General features: G+C 62.7%; 17 protein-coding genes. 7 read left to right on the top strand and 10 right to left on the bottom strand.

The features are described 5' to 3' along the window. Nucleotides 1-65: 65 nt before the first annotated feature. Nucleotides 66-1,142 carry a type II asparaginase gene (locus AC0L2O_RS08305; protein ID WP_473369382.1) on the top strand — a complete coding sequence of 359 codons (1,077 nt, stop codon included), beginning with the start codon at nt 66-68 and terminating at the stop codon, nt 1,140-1,142. A gap of 230 nt (nt 1,143-1,372) precedes the next feature. Here the strand turns inward: AC0L2O_RS08305 and AC0L2O_RS08300 are convergent, their stop codons facing one another. Both AC0L2O_RS08300 and AC0L2O_RS08295 read right to left on the bottom strand, forming a co-directional pair. Further along, nucleotides 1,373-2,995 (bottom strand): ABC-F family ATP-binding cassette domain-containing protein, encoded by a 1,623-nt coding sequence (locus AC0L2O_RS08300; protein ID WP_369724151.1) that lies wholly within the window; start codon nt 2,993-2,995, stop codon nt 1,373-1,375. A 121-nt stretch (nt 2,996-3,116) separates the two neighbouring features. Further along, nucleotides 3,117-4,724 (bottom strand): multicopper oxidase family protein, encoded by a 1,608-nt coding sequence (locus AC0L2O_RS08295; protein WP_473369381.1) that lies wholly within the window; start codon nt 4,722-4,724, stop codon nt 3,117-3,119. A gap of 234 nt (nt 4,725-4,958) precedes the next feature. Here AC0L2O_RS08295 and AC0L2O_RS08290 point away from each other — a divergent pair, with 234 nt between their 5' ends. The 3 genes from AC0L2O_RS08290 to AC0L2O_RS08280 are packed head-to-tail and all read left to right on the top strand — an operon-like array spanning nt 4,959 to nt 8,892. Continuing rightward, nucleotides 4,959-7,730: a xanthine dehydrogenase family protein molybdopterin-binding subunit gene (locus AC0L2O_RS08290; RefSeq protein ID WP_473369380.1), complete on the top strand. Its 2,772-nt coding sequence runs from the start codon at nt 4,959-4,961 to the stop codon at nt 7,728-7,730. Next, complete coding sequence (locus AC0L2O_RS08285) at nt 7,727-8,251, top strand: (2Fe-2S)-binding protein (RefSeq protein ID WP_473369379.1); 525 nt, start codon at nt 7,727-7,729, stop codon at nt 8,249-8,251. The genes AC0L2O_RS08290 and AC0L2O_RS08285 overlap by 4 nt, the downstream gene beginning before the upstream one ends. Before the next feature lie 23 nt (nt 8,252-8,274). After that, on the top strand, nt 8,275-8,892 hold the full coding sequence (locus AC0L2O_RS08280; protein ID WP_473369378.1) for an Isoquinoline 1-oxidoreductase subunit: 618 nt from the start codon (nt 8,275-8,277) through the stop codon (nt 8,890-8,892). 55 nt (nt 8,893-8,947) lie between these two features. Here the strand turns inward: AC0L2O_RS08280 and AC0L2O_RS08275 are convergent, their stop codons facing one another. Together AC0L2O_RS08275 and AC0L2O_RS08270 are read right to left on the bottom strand one after the other, a co-directional pair. Next, on the bottom strand, nt 8,948-10,900 hold the full coding sequence (locus AC0L2O_RS08275; RefSeq protein WP_473369377.1) for a LuxR C-terminal-related transcriptional regulator: 1,953 nt from the start codon (nt 10,898-10,900) through the stop codon (nt 8,948-8,950). Between the two features lie 499 nt (nt 10,901-11,399). Further along, on the bottom strand, nt 11,400-13,082 hold the full coding sequence (locus AC0L2O_RS08270) for a cytochrome b5 domain-containing protein (protein ID WP_369724162.1): 1,683 nt from the start codon (nt 13,080-13,082) through the stop codon (nt 11,400-11,402). Nucleotides 13,083-13,364: 282 nt separating this feature from the next. Here AC0L2O_RS08270 and AC0L2O_RS08265 point away from each other — a divergent pair, with 282 nt between their 5' ends. After that, nucleotides 13,365-15,098, top strand: a complete 1,734-nt coding sequence (locus tag AC0L2O_RS08265; protein ID WP_473369376.1) for a serine hydrolase — start codon at nt 13,365-13,367, stop codon at nt 15,096-15,098. Between the two features lie 596 nt (nt 15,099-15,694). On the opposite strand, the gene AC0L2O_RS08260 is transcribed toward AC0L2O_RS08265, so the two are convergent. From AC0L2O_RS08260 to AC0L2O_RS08240, 5 genes are all read right to left on the bottom strand, one after another. After that, nucleotides 15,695-16,861, bottom strand: coding sequence for an MFS transporter (locus AC0L2O_RS08260; protein ID WP_473369375.1), 1,167 nt, complete (start codon nt 16,859-16,861; stop codon nt 15,695-15,697). Nucleotides 16,862-17,091: 230 nt separating this feature from the next. Then, nucleotides 17,092-17,241: a hypothetical protein gene (locus tag AC0L2O_RS08255; RefSeq protein ID WP_369724168.1), complete on the bottom strand. Its 150-nt coding sequence runs from the start codon at nt 17,239-17,241 to the stop codon at nt 17,092-17,094. Between the two features lie 74 nt (nt 17,242-17,315). After that, nucleotides 17,316-18,137 (bottom strand): tetratricopeptide repeat protein, encoded by an 822-nt coding sequence (locus tag AC0L2O_RS08250; protein ID WP_473369374.1) that lies wholly within the window; start codon nt 18,135-18,137, stop codon nt 17,316-17,318. A 91-nt stretch (nt 18,138-18,228) separates the two neighbouring features. Beyond that, entirely contained in the window at nt 18,229-18,930 is a 702-nt protein-coding gene (locus tag AC0L2O_RS08245) for a GrlR family regulatory protein (RefSeq protein ID WP_473369373.1), read from the bottom strand. A 193-nt stretch (nt 18,931-19,123) separates the two neighbouring features. Beyond that, nucleotides 19,124-20,158 (bottom strand): glutamine synthetase beta-grasp domain-containing protein, encoded by a 1,035-nt coding sequence (locus tag AC0L2O_RS08240; protein ID WP_148740899.1) that lies wholly within the window; start codon nt 20,156-20,158, stop codon nt 19,124-19,126. Between the two features lie 539 nt (nt 20,159-20,697). Between AC0L2O_RS08240 and AC0L2O_RS08235 the strand changes: the two genes are divergently transcribed. Then, complete coding sequence (locus AC0L2O_RS08235) at nt 20,698-20,901, top strand: DUF2735 domain-containing protein (RefSeq protein WP_473369372.1); 204 nt, start codon at nt 20,698-20,700, stop codon at nt 20,899-20,901. 113 nt (nt 20,902-21,014) lie between these two features. Here the strand turns inward: AC0L2O_RS08235 and AC0L2O_RS08230 are convergent, their stop codons facing one another. Then, on the bottom strand, nt 21,015-21,326 hold the full coding sequence (locus tag AC0L2O_RS08230; RefSeq protein ID WP_473369371.1) for an MliC family protein: 312 nt from the start codon (nt 21,324-21,326) through the stop codon (nt 21,015-21,017). 47 nt (nt 21,327-21,373) lie between these two features. On the opposite strand from AC0L2O_RS08230, the gene AC0L2O_RS08225 reads away from it, so the two are divergent. Continuing rightward, on the top strand, nt 21,374-22,117 hold the full coding sequence (locus tag AC0L2O_RS08225) for a tyrosine-protein phosphatase (protein WP_473369370.1): 744 nt from the start codon (nt 21,374-21,376) through the stop codon (nt 22,115-22,117). Nucleotides 22,118-22,138: the final 21 nt, after the last annotated feature.

Here is a 22,138-nt window from a genome sequence, read left to right as displayed (position 1 = left end):
CTGAGCGAACAGGGGCGCATCGACGAGGCTTTCCAGGAAAGGTATGCGAGATGTGGCAGTTTCGAGTGCGTGATCAGATCATAGCGACCATGAGCCTGCTGTTCGCGCTGCTCATCAGTCTTGACGTCGCGAACGCCAGAGGTCCCGGTCTGCCCAACGTCATGGTTCTGGCAACCGGTGGCACGATCGCCGGCACCGGCGCGAGCAGCACCACCGTGGTCGGCTACACCGCAGCCACGGTCGGCATCGAGACCCTGCTGAACGCCGTCCCCGAACTGAAAACGGTGGCCAACGTCAAGGGCGAGCAGGTCTTCCAGATCGCCAGCGAGAACATGAACAATGACTACTGGCTCAAGCTCGCAAAGCGCGTCAACACGCTGCTCGCGCAGGACGACGTCGATGGGATCGTGATCACGCACGGGACCGACACGATCGAGGAAACCAGCTATTTCCTGGACCTCGTCGTCAAGAGCAAGAAGCCTGTCGTCATTGTCGGCGCGATGCGGCCCTCGACAGCGATCAGCGCGGATGGGCCGATCAACCTCTTCAACGCGGTGATCCTGGCCGGCAGTGAAGAGGCCGTCGGCAAGGGCGTGCTCGTCGCCCTCAACGATCAGATCAACGCCGCGCGCGAGGTCACCAAGAACAACACCTCGACGGCTGACACCTTCCGCACGCCGGAACTCGGCTTCCTCGGCTACATGCAGGGCAACAAGCCGTATTTCTATCGTCAATCGACGCGACGGCACACAGCGGACTCCGAATTCGACGTTTCCAACCTCGATGTCTTGCCGCAAGTCGACATCGTCTACGGCTATGCCAACATGAACCGCGTCGCGGTCGACGCGTTTGTCGCCGCCGGAGCCAAGGGGATCGTGCATGCCGGCGTCGGTGACGGCAGCCTGGCTCGGCCCGCGGTCGAGCCGGCTCTCGACGAGGCCCGCAAGAAGGGTGTGGTGATCGTTCGCAGCAGCCGGGTCGGAAACGGCATCGTCGCACGCAACGGCGAGGCCAAGGACGACGAACACGACTTCGTCGTCTCGGATACGCTCAATCCGCAAAAGGCGCGCATTTTGCTGATGTTGGCACTGACCAGGACGACCGACACCAAGGAGATCCAACGGATGTTCTACACGTATTAGAGCATCCGAAGCGCAACTTTCACCGCGACACGCCGACTGTTTCGCATCCGTGAAGGTCGCAGGAGAATCTCGCTCGTTCAAGCGAGCGAGTTCGTTGCCAACGTCGCGAACTGCTTGCAGCCCGGATGGAGCGGAGCGCAATCCGGGGCCGGACCAACCGCGTTGCACCACTGCCCGCGTGGCTCGAATCCCGGATTACGCTTACGCTCCATCCGGGCTACCGGCCCCAACTAGCTTCGCAACCCCGGCGCTTCCTGCCCCGTGCGCGCGACGTATTCCGTGTAGCCGCCGCCGAACTGGTGGATGCCGTCCGGGGTCAGCTCCAGCACGCGGTTCGAGAGCGTCGCCAGAAAATGCCGGTCATGCGAGACGAACAGCATGGTGCCTTCGAAATCCGACAGCGCGTTGATCAGCATCTCCTTGGTGGCGAGGTCGAGATGGTTGGTCGGCTCGTCCAGCACCAGGAAGTTCGGCGGATCGAACAGCATTTTCGCCATCACGAGCCGCGCCTTCTCGCCGCCCGAGAGCACGCGGCAGCGCTTCTCGACGTCGTCGCCGGAGAAGCCGAAGCAGCCGGCGAGCGCGCGCAAGCTGCCCTGCCCCGCGGTCGGAAACGCGTATTCGAGCGACTCGAACACCGTCTGCTCGCCGTCGAGCAAATCCATCGCATGCTGGGCGAAATAGCCCATCTTGACGCTGCCGCCGACCGCCACGGTGCCCTCGTCCGGCTCACTCGCGCCCGCGACGAGCTTGAGCAGCGTCGATTTGCCGGCGCCGTTGACGCCCATCACGCACCAGCGCTCCCTGCGGCGGATCATGAAATCGAGCCCGTCATAGATGCGCTTGCTGCCGTAGCCCTTGAACACCTTCTTGAGCGCAACGACGTCCTCGCCGGAGCGCGGCGCCGGTGGAAAATCGAACGCCACCGTCTGGCGGCGGCGCGGCGGCTCGACCCGTTCGATCTTGTCGAGCTTCTTGACCCGGCTCTGCACTTGGGCTGCATGCGAGGCCCGCGCCTTGAAGCGCTCGATGAACTTGATCTCCTTGGCGAGCATCGCCTGCTGGCGCTCGAACTGCGCCTGCTGCTGCTTCTCGTTGAGCGCGCGCTGCTGCTCGTAGAACTCATAATTGCCGGTATAGGTGGTGAGCGAGCCGGAATCGATTTCGACCACCTTGGAGATCACACGGTTGATGAACTCGCGGTCGTGCGACGTCATCAACAGCGTGCCTTCGTAGTCGTGCAAAAACTTCTCCAGCCAGATCAGGCTTTCCAGATCGAGATGGTTGCTCGGCTCGTCGAGCAGCATGACGTCGGGACGCATCAAGAGAATCCGCGCGAGCGCCACGCGCATCTTCCAGCCGCCGGAGAGCTTGCCGACGTCGCCGTCCATCATCTCCTGACTGAAGCCGAGGCCAGAGAGCGCCTCGCGCGCCCGGCCGTCCAGCGCATAGCCGTCGAGCTCCTCGAAGGCGTGCTGCACCTCGCCGTAGCGCGCGATGATCTCGTCCATCTGATCGGCCTTGTCGGGGTCGGCCATGGCGGTCTCGAGCTCACGCAACTCGGCCGCGACCGCACTCACCGGCCCTGCCCCGTCCATGACCTCAGCCACGGCGCTGCGGCCGGCCATCTCGCCGACGTCCTGGTTGAAATAGCCGATGGTGATGCCGCGATCGGTCGAGACCTGCCCTTCGTCGGGCAACTCCTCACCGGCGATCATCCGAAACAGGGTGGTTTTTCCGGCGCCATTCGGCCCGACGAGGCCGATCTTCTCGCCCTTGTTCAGGGCGGCGGAGGCTTCGATGAACAGGATCTGGTGGCCGGCTTGCTTGCTGACGTTGTCGAGGCGGATCATGAGGTCTTCTGGGGGAATTTTTGCGTTGCAGCGTAATAGGCCATGCGGGCTGCCAAGGGAAGCCCGGCCGGACCCGGATCAGCCCGGCCTTTCGCTAAATTCCTGTAATTCGCCCAGAAGCTTACGGCTTATAGACCTCCACCGTCTGCATCATCCCCATCTCCTCATGGTTCATCATGTGGCAGTGGAGCATGTAGACGCCGGTGAAATCGATGAAGCGCGAGCGGAACACGACCTGGCCGCCCTTGCGCTCGACGATCACGGAATCCCGCCATTCCGGCACCGCCAGCGGCTTGCCGTTGACCGACACCACCAGGAACGGATTGGTGTGAATGTGGAAGACATGGTCGTCATGCTCATGGGTGTTGACGATGGTCCATTCCTCGACCGCGCCGAGCTTAACCCGCTGGTCGATCCGTCCGGGATCGAACTTCTTGCCGTCGACGAAGAACTCGAATTCCTCCCAATGGCCGGCGGCATCGGCTTCCGGCGCAGTCGCCGACAGCACCACCTTGCGGCGGTTGGTGATCTCGGATTCCTTGATGCTGGCGAGCGGCGCCGGCGGCAGGGCGCCCGGCAGCTTCATGTCCATCGCCGCGCCCGACACCACGACTCGTGCCAGCGGCCCCACCGGCGAAGGGTGCCCCTGGTCGTAAGGGGCCGCGTTAAAGGCGTAGGTGCCCGGCGCGCCTGCCTTCACCACGATATCGGCCCGCTGGCCCGGCGCGATCAGGATCTGCTTGAGCGGTTGCACAGCGCCGAGCTGGATGCCGTCATAGGCGATCGCATGCAGATCGTGCTTCTCGAGATCGAGCAGCATGTCGTCTTGATAGGCGGCGTTGAGGATGCGCCAGCGCTGCACCTCGCCGGGACGCATCTCGATCACGGGCCGGCGCTGGCCGTTGATGGCGAGAAAACGCGTCGCGGTCTCCGGAAACAGCGTCTCGAAATTCTCGACCATGCCGCTGGAATCATAGACCACCTGGGTCAGCACCATCAGGCGTTCGCGGGCTGTGGCGATTTCGGGAACGTCGGCGAAATCGCCCTCGATGACGACGGCGCCGACCATGCCGGAGGACATCTGGATATCCGCACTGCCGTGGTGATGCGGGTGATACCAGTAGGTGCCGCTGGTGTGATCCGCCGGAAGGGTGACTTCGATGTTGTAGCTGCGGCCGGGCGCCATCGAGCGCATGACGTTGTCGGAAATCCCGCTCGGGCTGGCGTGCGCGCCGTGAAAATGAAAATTGGTGTTGTTGAACTGGTGCGGATGGCTGATGTCCGCCGGCAATCCATCGCGATTGGGCGGCAGGTCGTTGATCAGCTTGATCCGCAGGGTATCGCCGGGCTTCACTCGCAAGGTCGGTCCGGGACTGCCGCCTTCATAGGACCTGACATAGAGCCTGACTCCGCCGATCTGGCGATAGGCATAGCCGACGCGCAAGGTGGTGCTCAGCACGCCGTTGACTGACCGCCGCACCTCGGGCTCGACCAACAGTTGATCCATGGCGGGCACCGGCGCTTCAGCGACCATCCCCATTGTCGGCGACATGTCCGCGGCGTGGGACATGCCCGCATGGTCGTGCACGGCTTGCTGGGCGTTCGCGGAACCCGCGAACAGCGACAACGCGCCGGCCTTGAGACCGCAATCGAGCAATTGGCGGCGCGACAGTGTCGTCGTGCCCGTCACGCTGGTGGCCGAAGACGCACCGTTCGGATCATGCTGCATTTGAATGTCGCCCCCTGTTGCCGGACCGTCTTCCGTTCGATTCGATTTTAAAGCAAGCTCTAAACCGGAATTCGAGACGCAAGCGCACCACATTCACTGGTTGTAAAGGTTCTCACTCCTTCTATCGTCCCACGACGAACGTCGCGGATTCGCGCTGGCGCTCGCCCGTGCGCTCTGGACATCGAATGCTGCCAGCATCCCGATGTCCTCGAAACTCTGTACAAGGATATGATCATGGGGCCTTCGCGACGCGAGTTCGTGAAGTGGTTGTCGGCGGGAGGCATCTCGGTCAGCCTGTCTCATCTGGCTTCGGCAGCCGGCGTGCCCTTCGCAGAGCACGAGACGCTGCCTGGACGCGGCAAGTTCAACCCCGCGGCGAAAGGCGCCGGCCGTGTCGACGGCGTCGCCAAGGTCACCGGCGCGAAGCTTTACGCTTCCGACTTCCGCGCCAATGATCTGGCGGGCTGGCCACAGGCCACCTCGCACGCGATCCTAGTCCGCGCCAATGACGCCACGCATGTCTACACCGGACTGGACCTCGCGCGCCTCAAGGGCGCGCTGAAGCCGTCCGTCGTCGTGACCGCGGATGATCTCGGCCGCATCGGCACAGAGGTCCCGGAGTTCTATGCCGGCGACCTGTTCTGCCCGCCCGGCAAGACGCCGCTCTATCTCGGACAGCCGGTTGCGCTGCTGATCTTCGAGACCTTCGATGCCTTCGACCAGGCGCGTCTCGCGCTACGCGACGGCACGTTCGTCCAATTCGGCGAGGAGACCGGGCCTGTCGTCATCCCCGATTACGGGGCCTTCCGCTTCACCCGCGTGGCAGGTCCCTCGCCTGACAAGCCGGACGTCTATTCGCCGCTCCAGGCCGGCTGGGTCTCGCCAAAGAAGGTGCAGAGCGCGGCGCTGCCGGTGTGGTCGCCTCTCGCGAAGGAGATGCCGGCGGATTACGCCCGGGCGGCGAAATATGGCGAGCAGATCCGCGCCGAGCTTGCAGCGGATGACGCCTCCATGCTGGTGCTCGACCGCGAGTTCGAGACGCAATCGGTCGATCCGATGTTCCTCGAGCCGGAATGCGGCCTCGCCTGGTACAACGGCAAGGGCGGCACTCTCGAACTGCTGCTCGGCGTGCAGTCGCCCTACGAGGCGGCGGAGTCGATCGCGCATCTCTTCGCCAAGGCTCGCTCACCCTACAAGCCGGCGCATATCAACGCGCAGTTCGCCCATGTCGGCGGCGGCTTTGGCGGCCGCGACCACACGCCTTTCACTCTCTATGTTGCGCTCGCCGCGGTGTGCTTTCCCGGCAAGCCCGTGCGGCTGGCGCACGACCGCTACCAGCAGTTTCAGGGCGGCATCAAGCGCCACGCGATCAAGATGCGCTCGCGTATCGGCATCGATCGCGCGACCGGCAAGATCAAGGCGTTCGCCGCCGATCACGTGCTCGACGGCGGCGGTACCGCCCATTTCTCGGCCAGCGTCGCCGTGGTCGCAGCCACCGGCGCGATCGGCATCTACGACATTCCCAAGGTCGACGTCACGACCGTCGCGGTGCACTCGCGCGGGGTGAGCGCGGGCTCGATGCGCGGCTACGGCATCCTGCAGGCCATGACGGCGCTGGAGGTCCTGATCGACGAGGCGGCGTCCGAGCTCAAGCGCGATCCGATCGAATTCCGGCGGCGTAACGCTCTGCCGCAGAACGGCCGGACCATGACCGGCAATCCCTACATCGTCTCGGTGCGCACGCCCGAAATCCTCGACAAGCTCGAGCAGCATCCGATCTGGCAGCAGCGGGCGCAGTTCAAGCAAACGTCGTCGGATCGGCTGGTCGGCACCGGCGTTGCCTGCGTCACGAAAGACTATGGCTCCGGCGCGGACGGCTCGCTCGGGCGTGTGGAGCTTGGCCCCGACGGCAGGATTGTGATCTATTGCGATCACGTCGAGATGGGCAACGGCATCGGCACGGCGCTGGCCAACCGCGTCGCGACCCATCTCGGCGCCATCGCCGACGACGTCTCGGTCGCCCGCGTCGACAGCTACGACGTGCTCGGGCTGGTCACATCAGGCGATCCCGCCACCATCGACCAGAAGACCCAGGATGCCGCGGAGAAAAATCCGCGCTGGGTGCCCGCGATCAGCTCGCCGACAAGCTCCTCGATCGGCGCGCATGTCGGCACCCATTCCGCCGGGGAAGCCGCCCACGTCATCTTCCGCTTCGGCCTGTGGCCTGCGGCGCTGGAACTGTGGCGCATCGGAAAGACTGATCCACGCGCCCGGCAATGGGCCGCCGCAAGCTGGCAGAACGGGCAGCTCACCATGCCCGGTCTCGAACCGCTGGCGCTGCCGGTCCTGGCCGCGAAAGCTCATGCGCGCGGCTTCGTCACCGGTGCGGTTGCGCACAGCTTCTCCCGCTGGGCATGGTCGCGGGCCCGCTTTCCGCTGTTCGGCGAGCAATACCGCGCCGACATCGACGCGCTGGCGATCCGCAGGGGCAAAGGCAAGTTCGAACGGATCAACCGCGCCAGCGTCAAGTTTCCGCCGACCGACAACAACCGGATCGGCACCGCCTACACCTCGATGTGCGGCACGGTGGTCCGCGTCGAGATCGAGCGCGCGACCGGCGCCTTGCGCATCGCCAAGGCCTACAGCGTGTTCGAATGCGGCACCGCGCTCGTGCCTGATGTGGTGATGGGCCAGGCCCAGGGCGGCTTCGCCATGGGCGTCGGCTACGCCCTTCTGGAAACGCTGCCGCCGTTGGAGGGCGGCCCGGGCGGCGGCGACTGGAATCTCGGACGCTATCTGGTCGCACGTGGCTCGGATCTGCCTCTGCGCGATCTCGAGATCGAGATGCTGAAGCCGCAGACAGCGGACGAGGCGCCCAAGGGCATGGCCGAGGTCGTGATGATCCCGATCGTGCCGGCGCTAATCAACGCCATCCATGACGCTACCGGCCATCGCTTCCGCGCGCTGCCGGTCACCGCAAGCCTATTGAAGGGAGTGCTCGCGTGACGACCCTCAGCCTCACCATCAACGGCCGCAAGCACGGTCCGATGGACGTCCGCGACGATCTCTCGATGAACGATTTTCTGCGCGAGATGCTGGGCATGACCGGCACCAAGTTCGGCTGCGGCGCCGCGCAATGCCTGAGCTGCGCCATCATCGTCGATGCGCCCGACGGCACCAGCACCACCACCCCGACCTGCATCGCGCCCGCCGTGAATTTTGACGGCAAGTCGATCCGCACCGTCGAGGGACACGCTGGGAACGGCGAGCTCTCAGTGCTGCAAAAGGCCTTCATCGACCATTTCGCCTTCCAATGCGGTTACTGCACCGCCGGCTTCCTCAACGAGGGCCAGGTTTTGCTGGAACGTCTGTCGCGCACACCGGTGCCGCGCGAAACGCTGGAGCAGACCATCGCCGATGCGCTCGACGGGCATCTCTGCCGCTGCACCGGGTATGTCAGATATCACGAGGCGATGCGCGACGTGATCCTCGCCGATTCAAGCCGCTACCTTGTTGCCACCAAGTGAGCGGGCCCCGGGGGACACGCGCCATGATCTCCGACGCGCGATTGAAGACGATAGCAGTGATCGCGGCGCTCGCCGGCAGCCTGTGTGCAGCCTACGCGGCCTCGGAGACAGCGAACCACGCGCTGGCGTCGCCCGAGAGTTTCGCTGGCATCAGTGACACCGAGAAGCGCTCCGCCGCGATCTTCACCGAGCTCGGAAGAGTGCTGACGCATCCGCGCTGCACCAATTGCCATCCCGCCGGCGACAGGCCGCATCAGGGCGACAGCGCCCGCCTTCATCAGCCGCCGGTCACGCGCGGTGCCGACGGCCACGGCCTCGAGGCGATGCGCTGCAACGCCTGCCACCAGAACGCCAATTTCGAGCCGGGTCGCATGCCCGGCCATCCCGCCTGGCATCTTGCGCCACGCGAAATGGCCTGGGAGGGCAAAACCATCGGCGAGATCTGCGAACAGATCAAAGTCCCCGCGCGCAATGGCGGGCGCAAGGTGGAAGACCTGATCGACCATATTGGCAAGGACACCCTCGTCGGCTGGGCCTGGAAGCCCGGCTTTGGCCGCTCCCCCGTGCCGGGCACGCAGGAGCAGGCCGGCGCGCTGGTCGAAGCCTGGGTGAAGACAGGGACGGCGTGTCCGGCACCGTGAGTGCGTGCTGATAGATTCGATTTGGAGACGACCCGCACGCAAGCCGCGTCGCCGACTACACAAAGAAATCATGCGTCGGATGGTGCACCACGCCTGTTGTGTGATCAACGGCGCCCTGCTCGGCGTGTGAAGGACCAATCAGGTCTGCATCCTGGATCTGCGCCGGTTCATGATGGCCGGCATTGTGCAGACCATATCCAATCGTATCGTGTCCGTGGCTATCCCCGGAATGATCTGAAGCTTTGGCCTCTGCCATATCATTCTTGAAGTGAAAGGAATCTCCGGGCCCCGGCGCATGTACCGGAGCGGAGGCATCGGTCGATTGGCCGTTGCCGCCAGCATGCTCGCTCGGCTCCCCATGCACATTCTTGGACGCATTTGAATGCGCCTCGTGGACGCCACGCTGCGATTGGCCGGAATTGGCGTGGCTTCCAGATACATCATCCTTGACATGCTGCCCGGCAGCTGCGGAACCGCCCTTTGAAGCATGCAGATCACGCTGCGATTGCGCGTGATCTGAATCGTGTCCCGGCGGGCCGTGCTCGGCATGCGGCTTGCCAGCTGCGTCGTCTTCTTCCGAAACGGGTAAACCACGCGGCGATTGGTCATGATCGACGCCGTGGACTGCGGTCAGCTGTGTTGTGTCGTGTTCGGCATTCGTCGACGCGTCCTTGGCGGCGGTTTGATCAAAGCCGCCATGATCGAGGAGAGCATCGACGCCGCCCGATCCGATGTGAGGGTTGCCGTTGCCGCTGACGCGATCCTGACTCGCGGCTGCGTCGATGATCTGAAAATCATCGCTTCTACCGATGGTATCGCTTCGGGCAGCCTCGAAAACGAATGAGTCTTGGGGTATTTCGGGATTGAGCCAGGCCAAATTGTCAAAGCCGCCGAGCTCCGCTTCGGCGCTGCCGGAATTATTGTGACCCATCAGCTCGCTGGTGACGTTTGTGGCAACCGACGCAGAGAAATCGCTCAGGCTATTGCAAACGTTGAACGCCTGCGCGGGGCTGTTAAGGAACTCGTACAGCAAGACGCCGACGGTCGTCATCAGGAACGTCCCACTGCTCAAGCCCGGCCTTGGAGGATTGAGGGTCTGCAACGCGATCGTGCTGACGGCACAATCGGCGCGGGATTCGATGGGCCTGCCGGCCTGCATCGGCATGTCGCCTATAGAATTGTCAACGCGGCCGGCTTTGCCCAGGGCTTCGGCCGTTTTGACAAGTGCGGCGGTCGTCTTTTGGCGGTCGATCTTGATGGTTACGACCGCTCCGGTGCCGTCCGCGGCCATGACCGTGACACTCACGGTATTCGCATGACCGAAGGCGGTCGCGCTTGCGTCCTGAACGTCGTCCAGCGCTGCCCAAATCAGAGCTGCAAGCGCGCCGATCCCGCCGAAAAGGCGCGACAGGGCGAACGCTGCGAGCTCGGTCCGGCTTTTGATCTCGAGCTGCGCAGATATGTGATCGAGCCGTACCTTGATGGTGCCTGGGGCGACCTTAAGTTGGCGCGCAATCTCCTTGTTCGACATGCCGCAGGCGACCAGACGCATGATCTTGCGCTCATGGTCCGTCAGCGCGGCCAGCCCAGTTTTGCCAAACGCGCCATTGCCTGCCTTGCTGGCAGCCGCCCGGCCCGCGGGCGGCACCACCAGTCTCAGAGACTGCATCAAGGTCTCGGGCTCCTCGCGCATCGGAATCGCGCTACAGGCACCCGCTTCAATTGCGGCAGCGAGATCGCCACGCGCAACCGACGCAGTGTAGAAGACCAGTCGTGTGGGAAGCTTTTCGGCAGTGACGGCGGCGAGCATTTCAGAAGCCGTCACGTCGGAGAATCCGTCCTCTACAAGCACGACATCTGGCGTCAGCCGACGAACTGCTTCGAGGCAACCGGCTCCATCAATGCACGACGCAACGATCTCGAAGTCATGCTCCGCCGCAAATAGCGACGCAAAACCCTGCAGAACGATAGGACGGCGATCTGCTATCACGAGTCGGATACGAAGCATCTGCGTTACCTCGCCCCGGCGTTTCGTCCTAACTTGCCGGAGTGCGATCCAGCTTCAACGCCGTCATTTTCAAAGCAGCGCGGCAACGCACAACACCCGCCTTGGTTCCGATAAATTATTCGGCGATCGCAGCGCGGTCCGAGCTCCCAGCATTGCCGCAAAATCCTGGATACTAGCGCAGCAAAACGCGTTTAGTCGATCACCTCATCGGCCACGGCCAGGAGGCGGTCCGGCGCCGCGATGCCGAGAGTTTTGGCCGTCTTGAGATTGAGGACCAGCACAAACTTGCTGGACCGTTGGCTTTCCCGGCGGCCATCACCAGAGGCAAGACGCGCCCCATGTTGGTGTAGAGCAGCGGCTCGCCGGAAACGTAGAAGGCACCAACGCCGTCGCGGATGCTTGCCGTGGGCTCGACGTCATCGAGCCCACGAAGTTCATGGCGAGCAATCTCAAAGCCGAGTTTGACCGGCAACGCTTTGCAATGCGTTGGCGGGCCTCGCTACGGCGAGATCAGTGGATTCTCGACGAGATCGCCGACGCAGAAATTGGCCATGTGCGCGACGGCCTCGGTGCTATGATAGTCACCGAATTCGGCAGTGGCTTCCTTGCCAGCGTACATTCGTGCGATTCCAGCGCCGCCAGGGTGATGGGGAGCCCACTCGGTGATATCGTAAACTTTTCCTGAGACGATGATCCAGCAGTCGTTTTGCGTGTCGTGCAGGGCGACCTCGTCGCGCGTGACGCGGCGCGTACCCTTGGCGGGATTAGCGGGCATCCAGAGCTTGGAGGTGGTCCCACCGTACTTGACCTTGGCGGCTCGGCGGAAGTCCCATGGTCCCAATCTCTTGGAAGGCAACTCGGTGCCGATCCTGCGGGCGTCGTAGGCGTAGATCCAGGAATCGTCCTCGCCGCCGCGCTTGTCGTGGGCAAAGGCGGGGCTCACGCGCTCGTCCAGTTTCTCGAGTAGCGCCTTCTGCTCAGCGGTGTCCTTCGCCCTCAGGTGATCGAAAGCGAATTTGGATCCCAATTGGAAGCGGGTGGCGCGGTAGTGCCGCACGCGTTCGTAATGCAACAAGGCTGTAGGCACATCGCGCTTGTGAAGCGTAAAGGCGCTGGCAAGGGCAGCGGCGTCCTCGAAGGATTGAGCAGCTCCCTGACCAAAGGTGGGAAGCATCGGGTGCGCCGCGTCCCCGAGCAGGCAGATGCGGCCCTGCACCCAGGTTTCGAGCGCATCGCGATCGTAGAGGCCCCACTTCGTAGGACGAACGATCGCCCCCGCCAGAGCGACGAGGTCGTCTCTGCTGGGGTGCCGCGTGAACGCCTCGCCAACCTCGCGAACGATCTCTTCCTGACTGACGGGAAACCAGTCGCCCTCCTCCTGCTCGAACGCGGCGGAGTCAGGCTCATAATGCGCGATCCACACGTTCAACAACTCACCGCCGCGCACCCAGTACGTCGTTGCCCCGCTCCTGTCGGCGCGATGGCGGTCCATGCTGAAGCAGTTGACGGGATTGTGGTCCAGCAGGCTACCGTCAGCCTTGCGGAGCGATGCAACCACTGTCCGCGGAATGAGTCCACGAAAGCACGTCACCTCGGTCCAGCGCTTGGGACGGGGATTCGGCCACGCCAGCTGCAAAGTGGCAGAGTTGATCCCGTCGGCACCCACGAGAACCTCTCCCGTGGCGGTTCGGCCATTCGAAAAGGTCGCTGTCACCTCGCCGGTGGTCTGACGCAACTCTGTCAGCCTGCAGTCCATGTGCACCGTGATCGGGCACGGCGCCCCGCTGTCGGGATCGAATTCGAACACCCGCTTATACAGGCACATCAACAGATCCAGCCTGTGCATGTGGTGAAACCCGGCGCCATCGCCTGCGGCGGTGAGATGATCGAACGGCCTCTGTGTCACGCTCCCATCCGCGTTGAACTGCCGGGTCGATTCCAGAATTGCCGCCCGGCCACCGTCGATCACCCCATGGCGGCCCTTGGGATCCCCGCCATCGAGATCGACGCCCAGCCAACGACATATCCGCGCCCCGTTGGGCGGGATATTCAACCCGGCACCTGCGGTGCTAGGCACCTTGGTTTGCTCGCAGACCTCGACCGATGCGAAGACGCCGGATTGTCGCAGCGCTAACGCCGTCATCAACCCGCCCATTCCCGCACCGACGATGATTGCCCGCATCGGTCTTCCTTCCGAAGTAAGCGAACGCCTCTCAACTCACGGCCGGAGTAAGTGGATGTCGCCTGATCAGATGGCTCGATCCTAGCCCCGGGCGGATCGGCAATAAAGGAGCTCGTCGCATAGCCTATCGAATTCGCAGCAGCCCATCTGCCGGGAACAAGTTTCAGGTCGCCGAAATCAAGCGACCAGGAAGTCCGCGCTGGTCAAGACTTCGCGGCAGGCTCAGGCGCTTGTCGCCTACGGCTATTTTGTGCAACCTTGGCGGGTCACGGGAGAAGTTCGATGTTGGCCAGGATTATGACGGCCGCTGTTGCCGTGCTTTGTCTCTTCGTGCCTTGCGCCAGCGGCGCCCAGACGGAGTCCACGCCTCCCGCTGCACCCGTCGAACGAGTTATGGCGCACGCTGTCGATCAGCTATTTGCTAAATGGGCTCGGCCAGACTCGCCCGGCGCTTCCATCGCCGTCATTCAGAACGGCAACGTTATCTATAGCCAAGGCTATGGCGCAGCCAATCTGGAGTATGGCGAGCCAAACACGCCGGAAACCGTGTTCCACCTTGCGTCGGTCTCAAAGCAGTTCACCGCCTGCGCGATCTACCTGCTCGCTCAGGACGGAAAACTGACTCTGGATGATGACGTTCGCAAGTATGTTCCGAAGTTGCACGATTTTGGCAAGTTGATCACGATCCGCCAGCTGCTCCATCACACGAGCGGTGTCCGAGACCAGTGGAATCTGTTGGCACTGGCAGGGTGGCGGCTCGACGACGAGATCACGGACGATGACGTCGTGCGCCTGCTGTTTCAACAGACGGAGTTGAACTTCGCGCCTGGCGATCAATTCCTCTACAGCAACAGCGGCTACACGCTCCTGGCCATGGTCGTGCAGCAAGCGTCGGGCAAAACGTTGGCCGAGTTTGCCCAGGAGCGCATCTTCACCCCTCTCGGCATGTCTCATACACATTTTCAGGATCAGTACGGCACGGTCGTCAAAGACCGCGCCTATTCCTACGAGCGGCGGCCGGACGGCAAATACCAGTATGTGGCTCTAACCTATTCGACGGTCGGACCATCAAGCCTCTTTTCAACGGTCGGCGACCTCGCGCGCTGGGACGAGAATTTCTACACCGGCAAGGTCGGCGGCCTGACACTGCTCGCCGAGATGCAGCAGAAGGGCAAGCTCAACAACGGCAAGGATATCGACTACGCCTCAGGGCTGTTCATTGGAAAGTATCGCGGACTCAGGACGGTTGCTCACGCTGGCGGCGACGCGGCATATCGGACGAATATTCTCAGGTTTCCAGAGCAACATTTCTCAGTCGTGGTCCTCGCAAACGCGGGGGATTTGAATCCAACAGCGCTCTCATTCAGGATCGCCGACCTCTATCTCAAGGATCTGCTAAAACCAGCGTCTGACAAGCCAGCCTTTGACGAAAAGCCGGAAGTCGCGGTCGACCCGAGGATCCTCGACGCCTATGTTGGCGACTATGAGCTTAGACCTGGCTTCATCATTTCCTTCAGCAGGGACAATGACCACCTCGTCACGCGCGCGACCGGCCAGCCATCGTTTCCAATGTACGCAGTCTCGAACACCGCTTTCCGCCTGAGAGCAGTTCTCGCGGAAGTCGTATTCGAGGAAGTGCAGCAAGGCGGAACGGTCGAGAACGCAATTCTCCACCAGAACGGCGCAACTGTTCCGCTGAAGCGGATAGCCATTGCCAAGCCCGCGGCGGACCGGCTTAAAGCGTACGAGGGCTACTACTACAGCACAGAACTCGGCGTCATCTATCAAGTGTTCGCGCGTGAGAACGGGCTGAAACTTCACTATCCCCGGGGCGAACTCGACCTGCAGCCCGTAGGTACTGACGCTTTCGCGACAGGCTTTCCGGTCGGAAGTCTGAAGTTCGCGTGTGCTGACGACGGCAAGTGTAATGCGCTGTCGGTCGATATCGGCCGGGTCAAAGAGCTGCGGTTCACCAGGATCTCGCTCGATCCGACCGGTCCGAAGCCATCCAAATGATCAGGGGCGCTGCTCGGAACACGGGCAGGACGCCGCGCTTACCCGCGTGGCCGCGATGTGCGGACAATCACCGAGCCGGTGGGTAGGTCGCGAACGGGCCAACCGCGGAAACCCAGTCACGTTCGCTTTGGGCCACGAAATCTTTGTTTCAGGTCAGACAAGGTGACGGCCCCGTTTGAACCGAGAAAACTATCGGCTTCGACAACCTGTTCTGTTGTCCACGGCGCGGTCATTTCAAGACAGTCGGCAACTGCCATCCTGAGACCCGCCTCAGCCTTCTTGGGAGACTTCATGTCCATTTGGCGCAGTATAGTTAGCGGATGAATGTCGGTGATACAGGCTTGCCATTGGCCATATAGCGGTCGAAGAAAAGACCGAGGAAGTCTGTAAGCTCCTCGAAGCCGATTCTGGTCGGACCGCTCGTCATCGAAATAGGCTAGCTTGGGCTATAAACGCCTGCAATGGTTCAGAACGCGAAGAACTCAACCGGAGCAAATCTCGTCCGCCATGTCTTGATGAGTGGATCTCGTGTGGGGATGCCGCCAGTTCGCCAATGGGAGGTCCGTTGCCAAGTCCGCGACAGCATTGCATCTCGATCAGTGCGCGTGAGCCTTGCGAGGAGCCAGCCGGTTGAAAATCCAATAGGCCGGAAAGCAGAGCGCCAGCATGAAGGCGCCGAGGTCGAACGCTGCTCCCGCCGTTCCTACCCGCGAAGAAAACGCTCCGGCGATGACCGGTGCGGCGACAGCAAACGCGTAGAACAGCGTGAAATGGATTCCCATTCCGACAGCGCGCACCGGCGGAGTAAGGACGCGCGCGGGCAGGCTCATGATGGGGCCGGCAGACAGACCGCCAGCCAGACCCAATGCGACAAACACGGGGATCACCGCGTCGGTCCGAGTTGCTATGACGAGTGCGACCGCGAACAGCGCAAAGCCAACGAGCATGATCTCGATGTGCTTGCCTGTTCTGTCGGCCAAAACACCGCCAAAAGGGACCGACAGGCTCACGATCCACAATACCAGGCTGGTCGCAGATCCCGCCGCAGGAAGACTCCAGCCGCGTTCGACCAGCAAGATGGTGCCGAAGCCGAAAACCATGCCCAGCGCGGCATTGAACAAGCCCCAGATGGCTCCGGCGACAATCATCGCGCGCGTCGCGGCCTGAGATGGCCAGGCGGCAGGCGTGCGCACAGCGGTATCGTCCCGCAGTGGCGGTTGGTACAACGCGGCGAGCAGGAGAAAACCGAGCGCACAGAATGCAGCCGTCACCAACAAGGCAGTGGTGATGCCGCTTGCGGCCGCGATCGTGGGCAACAGAAACAAGCACAAGGCGATACCCGCCGGCCAGGAATTGACAAAGATCGCCATGGCCGTGGCGATCTCCCTGCCCGCGAACCAATCCGTCACCATTTTCGACATCAGCACATTGAGCACGACGCCGCCAATGCCGGCAACAACGCGCCCCGCAATTTGCAAACCCCAGCTGGGAGCGAACGCCATCAGCAAGCCGCCGGCCGTCATCAACGCCAAGCCGGCCAGCACGACTCGCTTGTCTCCGAAGCGGCGTCCGATTTCCCCTCCCGGCAATGCGAACGCGATTCCGGGAGCCAGATACAGGCTGATGAGGACTCCGATGTCGCCGAGCCCGACGCCGTAGGTCTTGATCATAGCCGGTGACAACGAGGCGACCGATTGAAACTGGAAAGCCATGCTCAGCCGGACAACAAAAAGAACTGCAAGTATCTTCCAACGCTGCGCCACGATGCAAAGACTCCAACGGTCAATTCTTCGAGCCTACGCAGCTTTCTCCTGTGGCTCCAAGAACTCAGCCACCATGTCATCATGCTCCTGTTTTGCCCGACGGAGCAACAATTTCGTCTAATCCGTAAGCAGAAATTGTGACCGCTCAGCCATTTCAACGTCTTAGCTACTGTGCATGGGGTTGTTTTCGCGCTTTTCGTTTGCCGGTCCCGGACCGCGTTCATCAGGCGCTAATGACGCTTGAAATACTGCACCTCGCGCTCGTGCTTCTCGGCCGCAGTACGGCTCTTGAAGGTGCCGAGGTTGCGGCGCTTGCCGGTCTTCGGGTTCACTTTGCGTGAGTAGAGGCGGTATTCGCCGGATGCCAATTTTCGGATCATGGCTGCGTTCCTGTCGTGCTCTCGGAATCAACCCTCTTCACGCGAGGTCTGTTCCATCACGGCTTGGCGGCCGGCTAGAAGCACAGCGTCGTGACGAGCTTGCCTTGCTTGTCCTTGATTGCGTAAGGGCAACGAAGCCGCTCCAGCGCCTTCTTCGCATCCTCGTCACCGAGCGCGGCGGCCCGCTCGTAATAGGCTTTTGCGGCGTCCTTGTCCTTCGGACCACCGCGGCCTTCCTGCGCGAAGGCGCCCATCCGCTCCAGCGCGCCGGGATGGTTTTGCGTTGCCGCCTTCTCGAACATCGCGCGTGCCGCAGCGTCGTCCTTCTCGCCGCCGTTGCCGCTCGCGAGCATCAGGCCGAGTTGGTACTGCGCTTCCGCATTGGTGTCGGCCGCCCTGCCCAGCAGCGCGCGGGCCTGCGCAGGATCGGCGGGCGCGGTACCGCCGGCGATGCCGAGCGCGGCGAGGTTGGAGACGCCGCGGGGATTGCCCGCCTGCGCTGCCTTCTCGAACAGTTTTCGCGCCTGCGCCTCGTCCTTGGCAACGCCGGCGCCGGTGCCGTAGAGCACGCCGAGTTCGACCATGGCTGCGCTCGAGCCCTTGTCGGCCGCCTTGCGCCAGGCGGCAATCGCCTCGGCGGTCTGCCGGTTGGCTGCGTAGGCACGACCGAGCGCGAACATCGCGCGGCGCGAGGACGGCGCGGCCTGCTTGCAGAACTTGATGGCGGTCGTGACGTCCGAGGCTGCCACTTCCGGCACGCCCTTCACATCGGCCGGCTTGTCGGGATCGCTGGGATCGGCGGCAACGCGGTCGCACAGAATAAGATCGGCCGATTGCGCATGCGCCGACAACGGCGCGGCAAGCGTGAAGAGGATGGCACAGAGAAAAGTCCGCATAGACGACAAGTTGCCGCGAGGTCCCGGCGAATTCAAGGCTCGAGTCCGGACTCGCGCAGGGGGCGTTCTCCATGTGCAATTCCCGAAACGATCAGGCGCGGTGCATCAGCTTGAGCGCCGCGGTCAGGCGCAGGCTGCGCTTGCCCGCAAGCGCGGTTGCCTCCAGCACCGCCTGCTCCGAATCATAGCTGCCGGAGAAGCCGATGCCGACCTCGTGGCCGCCAAAAATCGGATCGTCCTTGGCGGACGTATGCTCTTGGTTGAGGATCTGGCCCTTCCAGCGGCCGGCCGCGGCGGTGTAGCTGCCAAGGTAGTAGAAGGACGCATCGCCACCGAGAATGCGCCCCCGGTTCAGCAGCATCACGCCGGTGAGACCGCCATCGACGCCATCGAGCATGCGCAGGTGGATCGAGTAGAGGCCATCAGCGATGCCGGCCTCGCCGACGGTACCCGCAATCGGCACCTCGTCCTCCGTGATCGGCGCCATGACCGACTGGAACGGCACGCCCGGCAGCTCCTTCAGCTCGCCCTTGAACCGGTAGAGATCGCCGTCGGCCCGGCCCTTTGCGATCAACGTCGCATCATCGGTGCCGGCCATGGCGCGGTAGTTCGGATCGGGATTGTGGCGGACGGTCTTGATGACGATGTCGACGCCGTCGCCGGTCTTCTCGTAACGGCCGATATGGGCGAACGCGGAATTGCCTCCGAGCATCTTGCCGCTGCCGGCATGCATCACGCTCCGGCCGACCGCGTCGCCGAGCTGAAACGTCACCTTGTAGAAGCCTTCAAACACCAGCCGTCCCCGGCCTTGCGCGCATCGCGGCCTAGTCTATCCCGCTTTCCACCGCGATGGACAAATTTTGCACGGCCACAGGGGGCGGGCCACAGCAATCGCCATCATCAAAATGCAAAATCCGCCGGAGCTTTTCTGCTCCGGCGGATTGAAAGCCAACCCGGGCCAGCCCCCCAGCCCGGGCCGGAGGATGTTAGGCGGCCGCCTTCTTGTCGGCCGGCACCGATGCGATCGTCTTCAGGATCTGCGAAGCGATCTGGTATGGGTCGCCCTGCGAGTTCGGGCGGCGGTCTTCCAGATAGCCCTTGTAGCCGTTGTTGACGAAAGAGTGCGGAACGCGGATCGAAGCACCGCGGTCGGCCACGCCGTAGCTGAACTTGTTCCAGGGCGCAGTCTCGTGCTTGCCGGTCAGGCGCTTGTCGTTGTCCGGGCCGTAGACCGCGATGTGGTCCATCAGGTTCTTGTCGAAGGCGGCCATCAGCGCCTCGAAGTACTCCTTGCCGCCGACCGTGCGCATATACTCGGTCGAGAAGTTCGCGTGCATGCCGGAGCCGTTCCAGTCGGTGTCGCCGAGCGGCTTGCAGTGGAATTCGATGTCGACGCCGTACTTTTCGGTCAGGCGCAGCATCAGGTAGCGGGCCATCCACATTTCGTCAGCGGCCTTCTTGGAGCCCTTGCCGAAGATCTGGAATTCCCACTGGCCCTTCGCGACTTCCGCGTTGATGCCTTCGTGGTTGATGCCGGCCGCGAGGCAGAGATCGAGATGCTCTTCCACCATCTTGCGGGCGATGTCGCCGACGTTCGAATAGCCGACGCCGGTGTAGTACGGGCCCTGCGGCGCCGGATAGCCGGAGGCTGGGAAGCCGAGCGGACGGCCGTCCTTGTAGAAGAAATATTCCTGCTCGAAGCCGAACCACGCGCCCTCGTCGTCGAGGATGGTGGCGCGCTTGTTGGTCGAGTGCGGAGTCTTGCCATCGGGCATCATGACCTCGCACATCACCAGCACGCCGTTGGTGCGGGCACCGTCCGGGAACACCGCGACCGGCTTCAGCACGCAATCGGAGCTGTGGCCTTCGGCCTGCTGGGTGGAGGAGCCGTCGAAGCCCCAGAGCGGAAGCTGCTCAAGCGTCGGGAACGAGGCGAATTCCTTGATCTGTGTTTTGCCGCGCAAGTTCGGAGTCGGCGTGTATCCGTCGAGCCAGATGTACTCGAGCTTATACTTGGTCATTGAGCCTCTCTGTAGATGATGCGAAAGGTGGGGACGGCTGGTCCCCGCACGTTTGTACCCGGCCACCATCGGCCAACGCGTCTCAAGCATTTAACGTGCCAAAAAGCCGCGGCGCGGGGAGGTTTTTCCCCCCGCGACCTGACGCCAGTGAACTCCAGCCGGACGGCCGGAACTGCGTGCGTCATAGCGGCGCACCTTTCCGTGAAGCTGCACTGCAAAAACCCCGAGGAAAACGCACGGTTCCGATGCAACCGTCCCCCTGCCCGAGGTTGCCGATTAAACGCGCATCAACGTCAAGCAATATTCGCGAACTCTTTGGACGGCGCTCGCAACCTTCGCAATGGCCCACACGTTGGTCATCCGGCGGCTGCCTCAGGGCAGGCAGAACGGTCGCTGCCTACAAATTAGGCCCAAACTGATTTCCTTTTCAGCACTTTGCATTTTGGAATGCACGGCCGATATGGGGGGTCCAGTAACCACAAGCCAATGAGTCGGGCGCACCATGGAGGTCAACCGCTTCGATCTCAGGAGATACCGCAATGATGAATAATGGACTGAGTCACGGATCTGCAAAGATCTACCAATTCCCCGTCGGAGGCCGCGCGGCTCTCGACGGGCGCCGCTACGGTGCGTCCCACCTTCCCGCCGACCACGCCTCTTTCCCCGTGAATGAGACGATCTGCAGCGAAAGCTGGTACCATCAGGAAGCCGTCGATGAAGCCAAGCCGAAATGGGATCGCTGATGCCTGGGTTCGGTTCAGTACCGCCGCGCTCTCACAGGCACCCGGCGGCAGTTTGAAAAAGGGTCGAAACAACGATGTTTCGGCCCTTTTTGATTCCAGACTTGGTTGCGGCATCAGATCACCGCGCAGGCTGTGACCGGCCGCTTGAGATGCTTCACCGTGGTGAGGCCGGCCTTCCCGAATTTGAGGGTGATCCCCTCCCCCGAATAGCGTGCGCCTGAGACCGTCAGCCGCTTGGCCAGCGTGACGGGTTCGCCGTCGATCTGGAGGAAGGCGCGCTTGTCGTCGTCATAAAATCCAACGATGAACTGCGTACCATCGGCACAGCGGTAGGTTTGAAACGTCTGTGCGTCCGCCTGCCGTGTGCAGCAAATTCCGCCCGCCAGCATGGTCATAGCCAAAATGATGGCCTTGTGTCGGTCCATGATCGCCCCCTGTAATAGCCGCCGCCAATCTAGCAAAAGCTGATCTCATGTCAGACTCCCCTGTCCGCCACCTCAATCTGCAAGGCGCCAGCAATTTTCGCGATCTCGGCGGCTATCCGACCGCCGACGGCCGCACCACGCGCTGGCGGCACATCTTCCGCTCCAACCATCTCGGCCAGCTCACGGCTGCCGATATCGAGATCGTCCGCGCGCTCGGGGTCCGGAGCGCGTTCGATTTCCGGGGCGTCGAAGAGCGTACGGCCGGCGTCTGCGTGGTCGACGAGATCACCGTGCATTCGCTGCCGATCGAGCCGACGGTGGTGGCTTCATTACGCGCCGAACTCGCCAGAGGCACGCTGACCGCTCCGGTCGCGCTGGAGATCATGCGCGAGTCCTATCGCAACTATGTCCGCCACAACACGCATTCTTTTCGCAACCTGTTCGGCCATCTCCTCGAAGACCGTGCGCCGCTCGTCATCCATTGCACCGCCGGCAAGGACCGCACCGGCTTTGCCAGCGCACTGATCCTGCATGCGCTCGGCGTTCCCGATGACGTCATTGCCGAGGACTACCTGCTGACCAACACGTATTACAAGCGCGACGCGTCGAGCGCCGCGGATCTGCCCGCCGACGTTCTCAACGCGATCGGTTCCGTCGAGGCCTCTTATCTGGCGGCCGCTTTCGAGGCCGTCGCCGGCGAATATGGCGATCTCGAAACCTACTTGCGCGAGGGGCTCAAGCTCGGCACAGCAGAGCAGACCGCGCTCAAGGCGCACTATCTGCAATCGTAGAGCGGCCCCACCGGGAGAAAC

The sequence above is a fragment of the Bradyrhizobium sp. Kon10 genome, from assembly GCF_055807395.1.
Note: the sequence above shows the minus strand (reverse complement) of the source record. Positions and strands in the feature narration are given on the sequence as shown.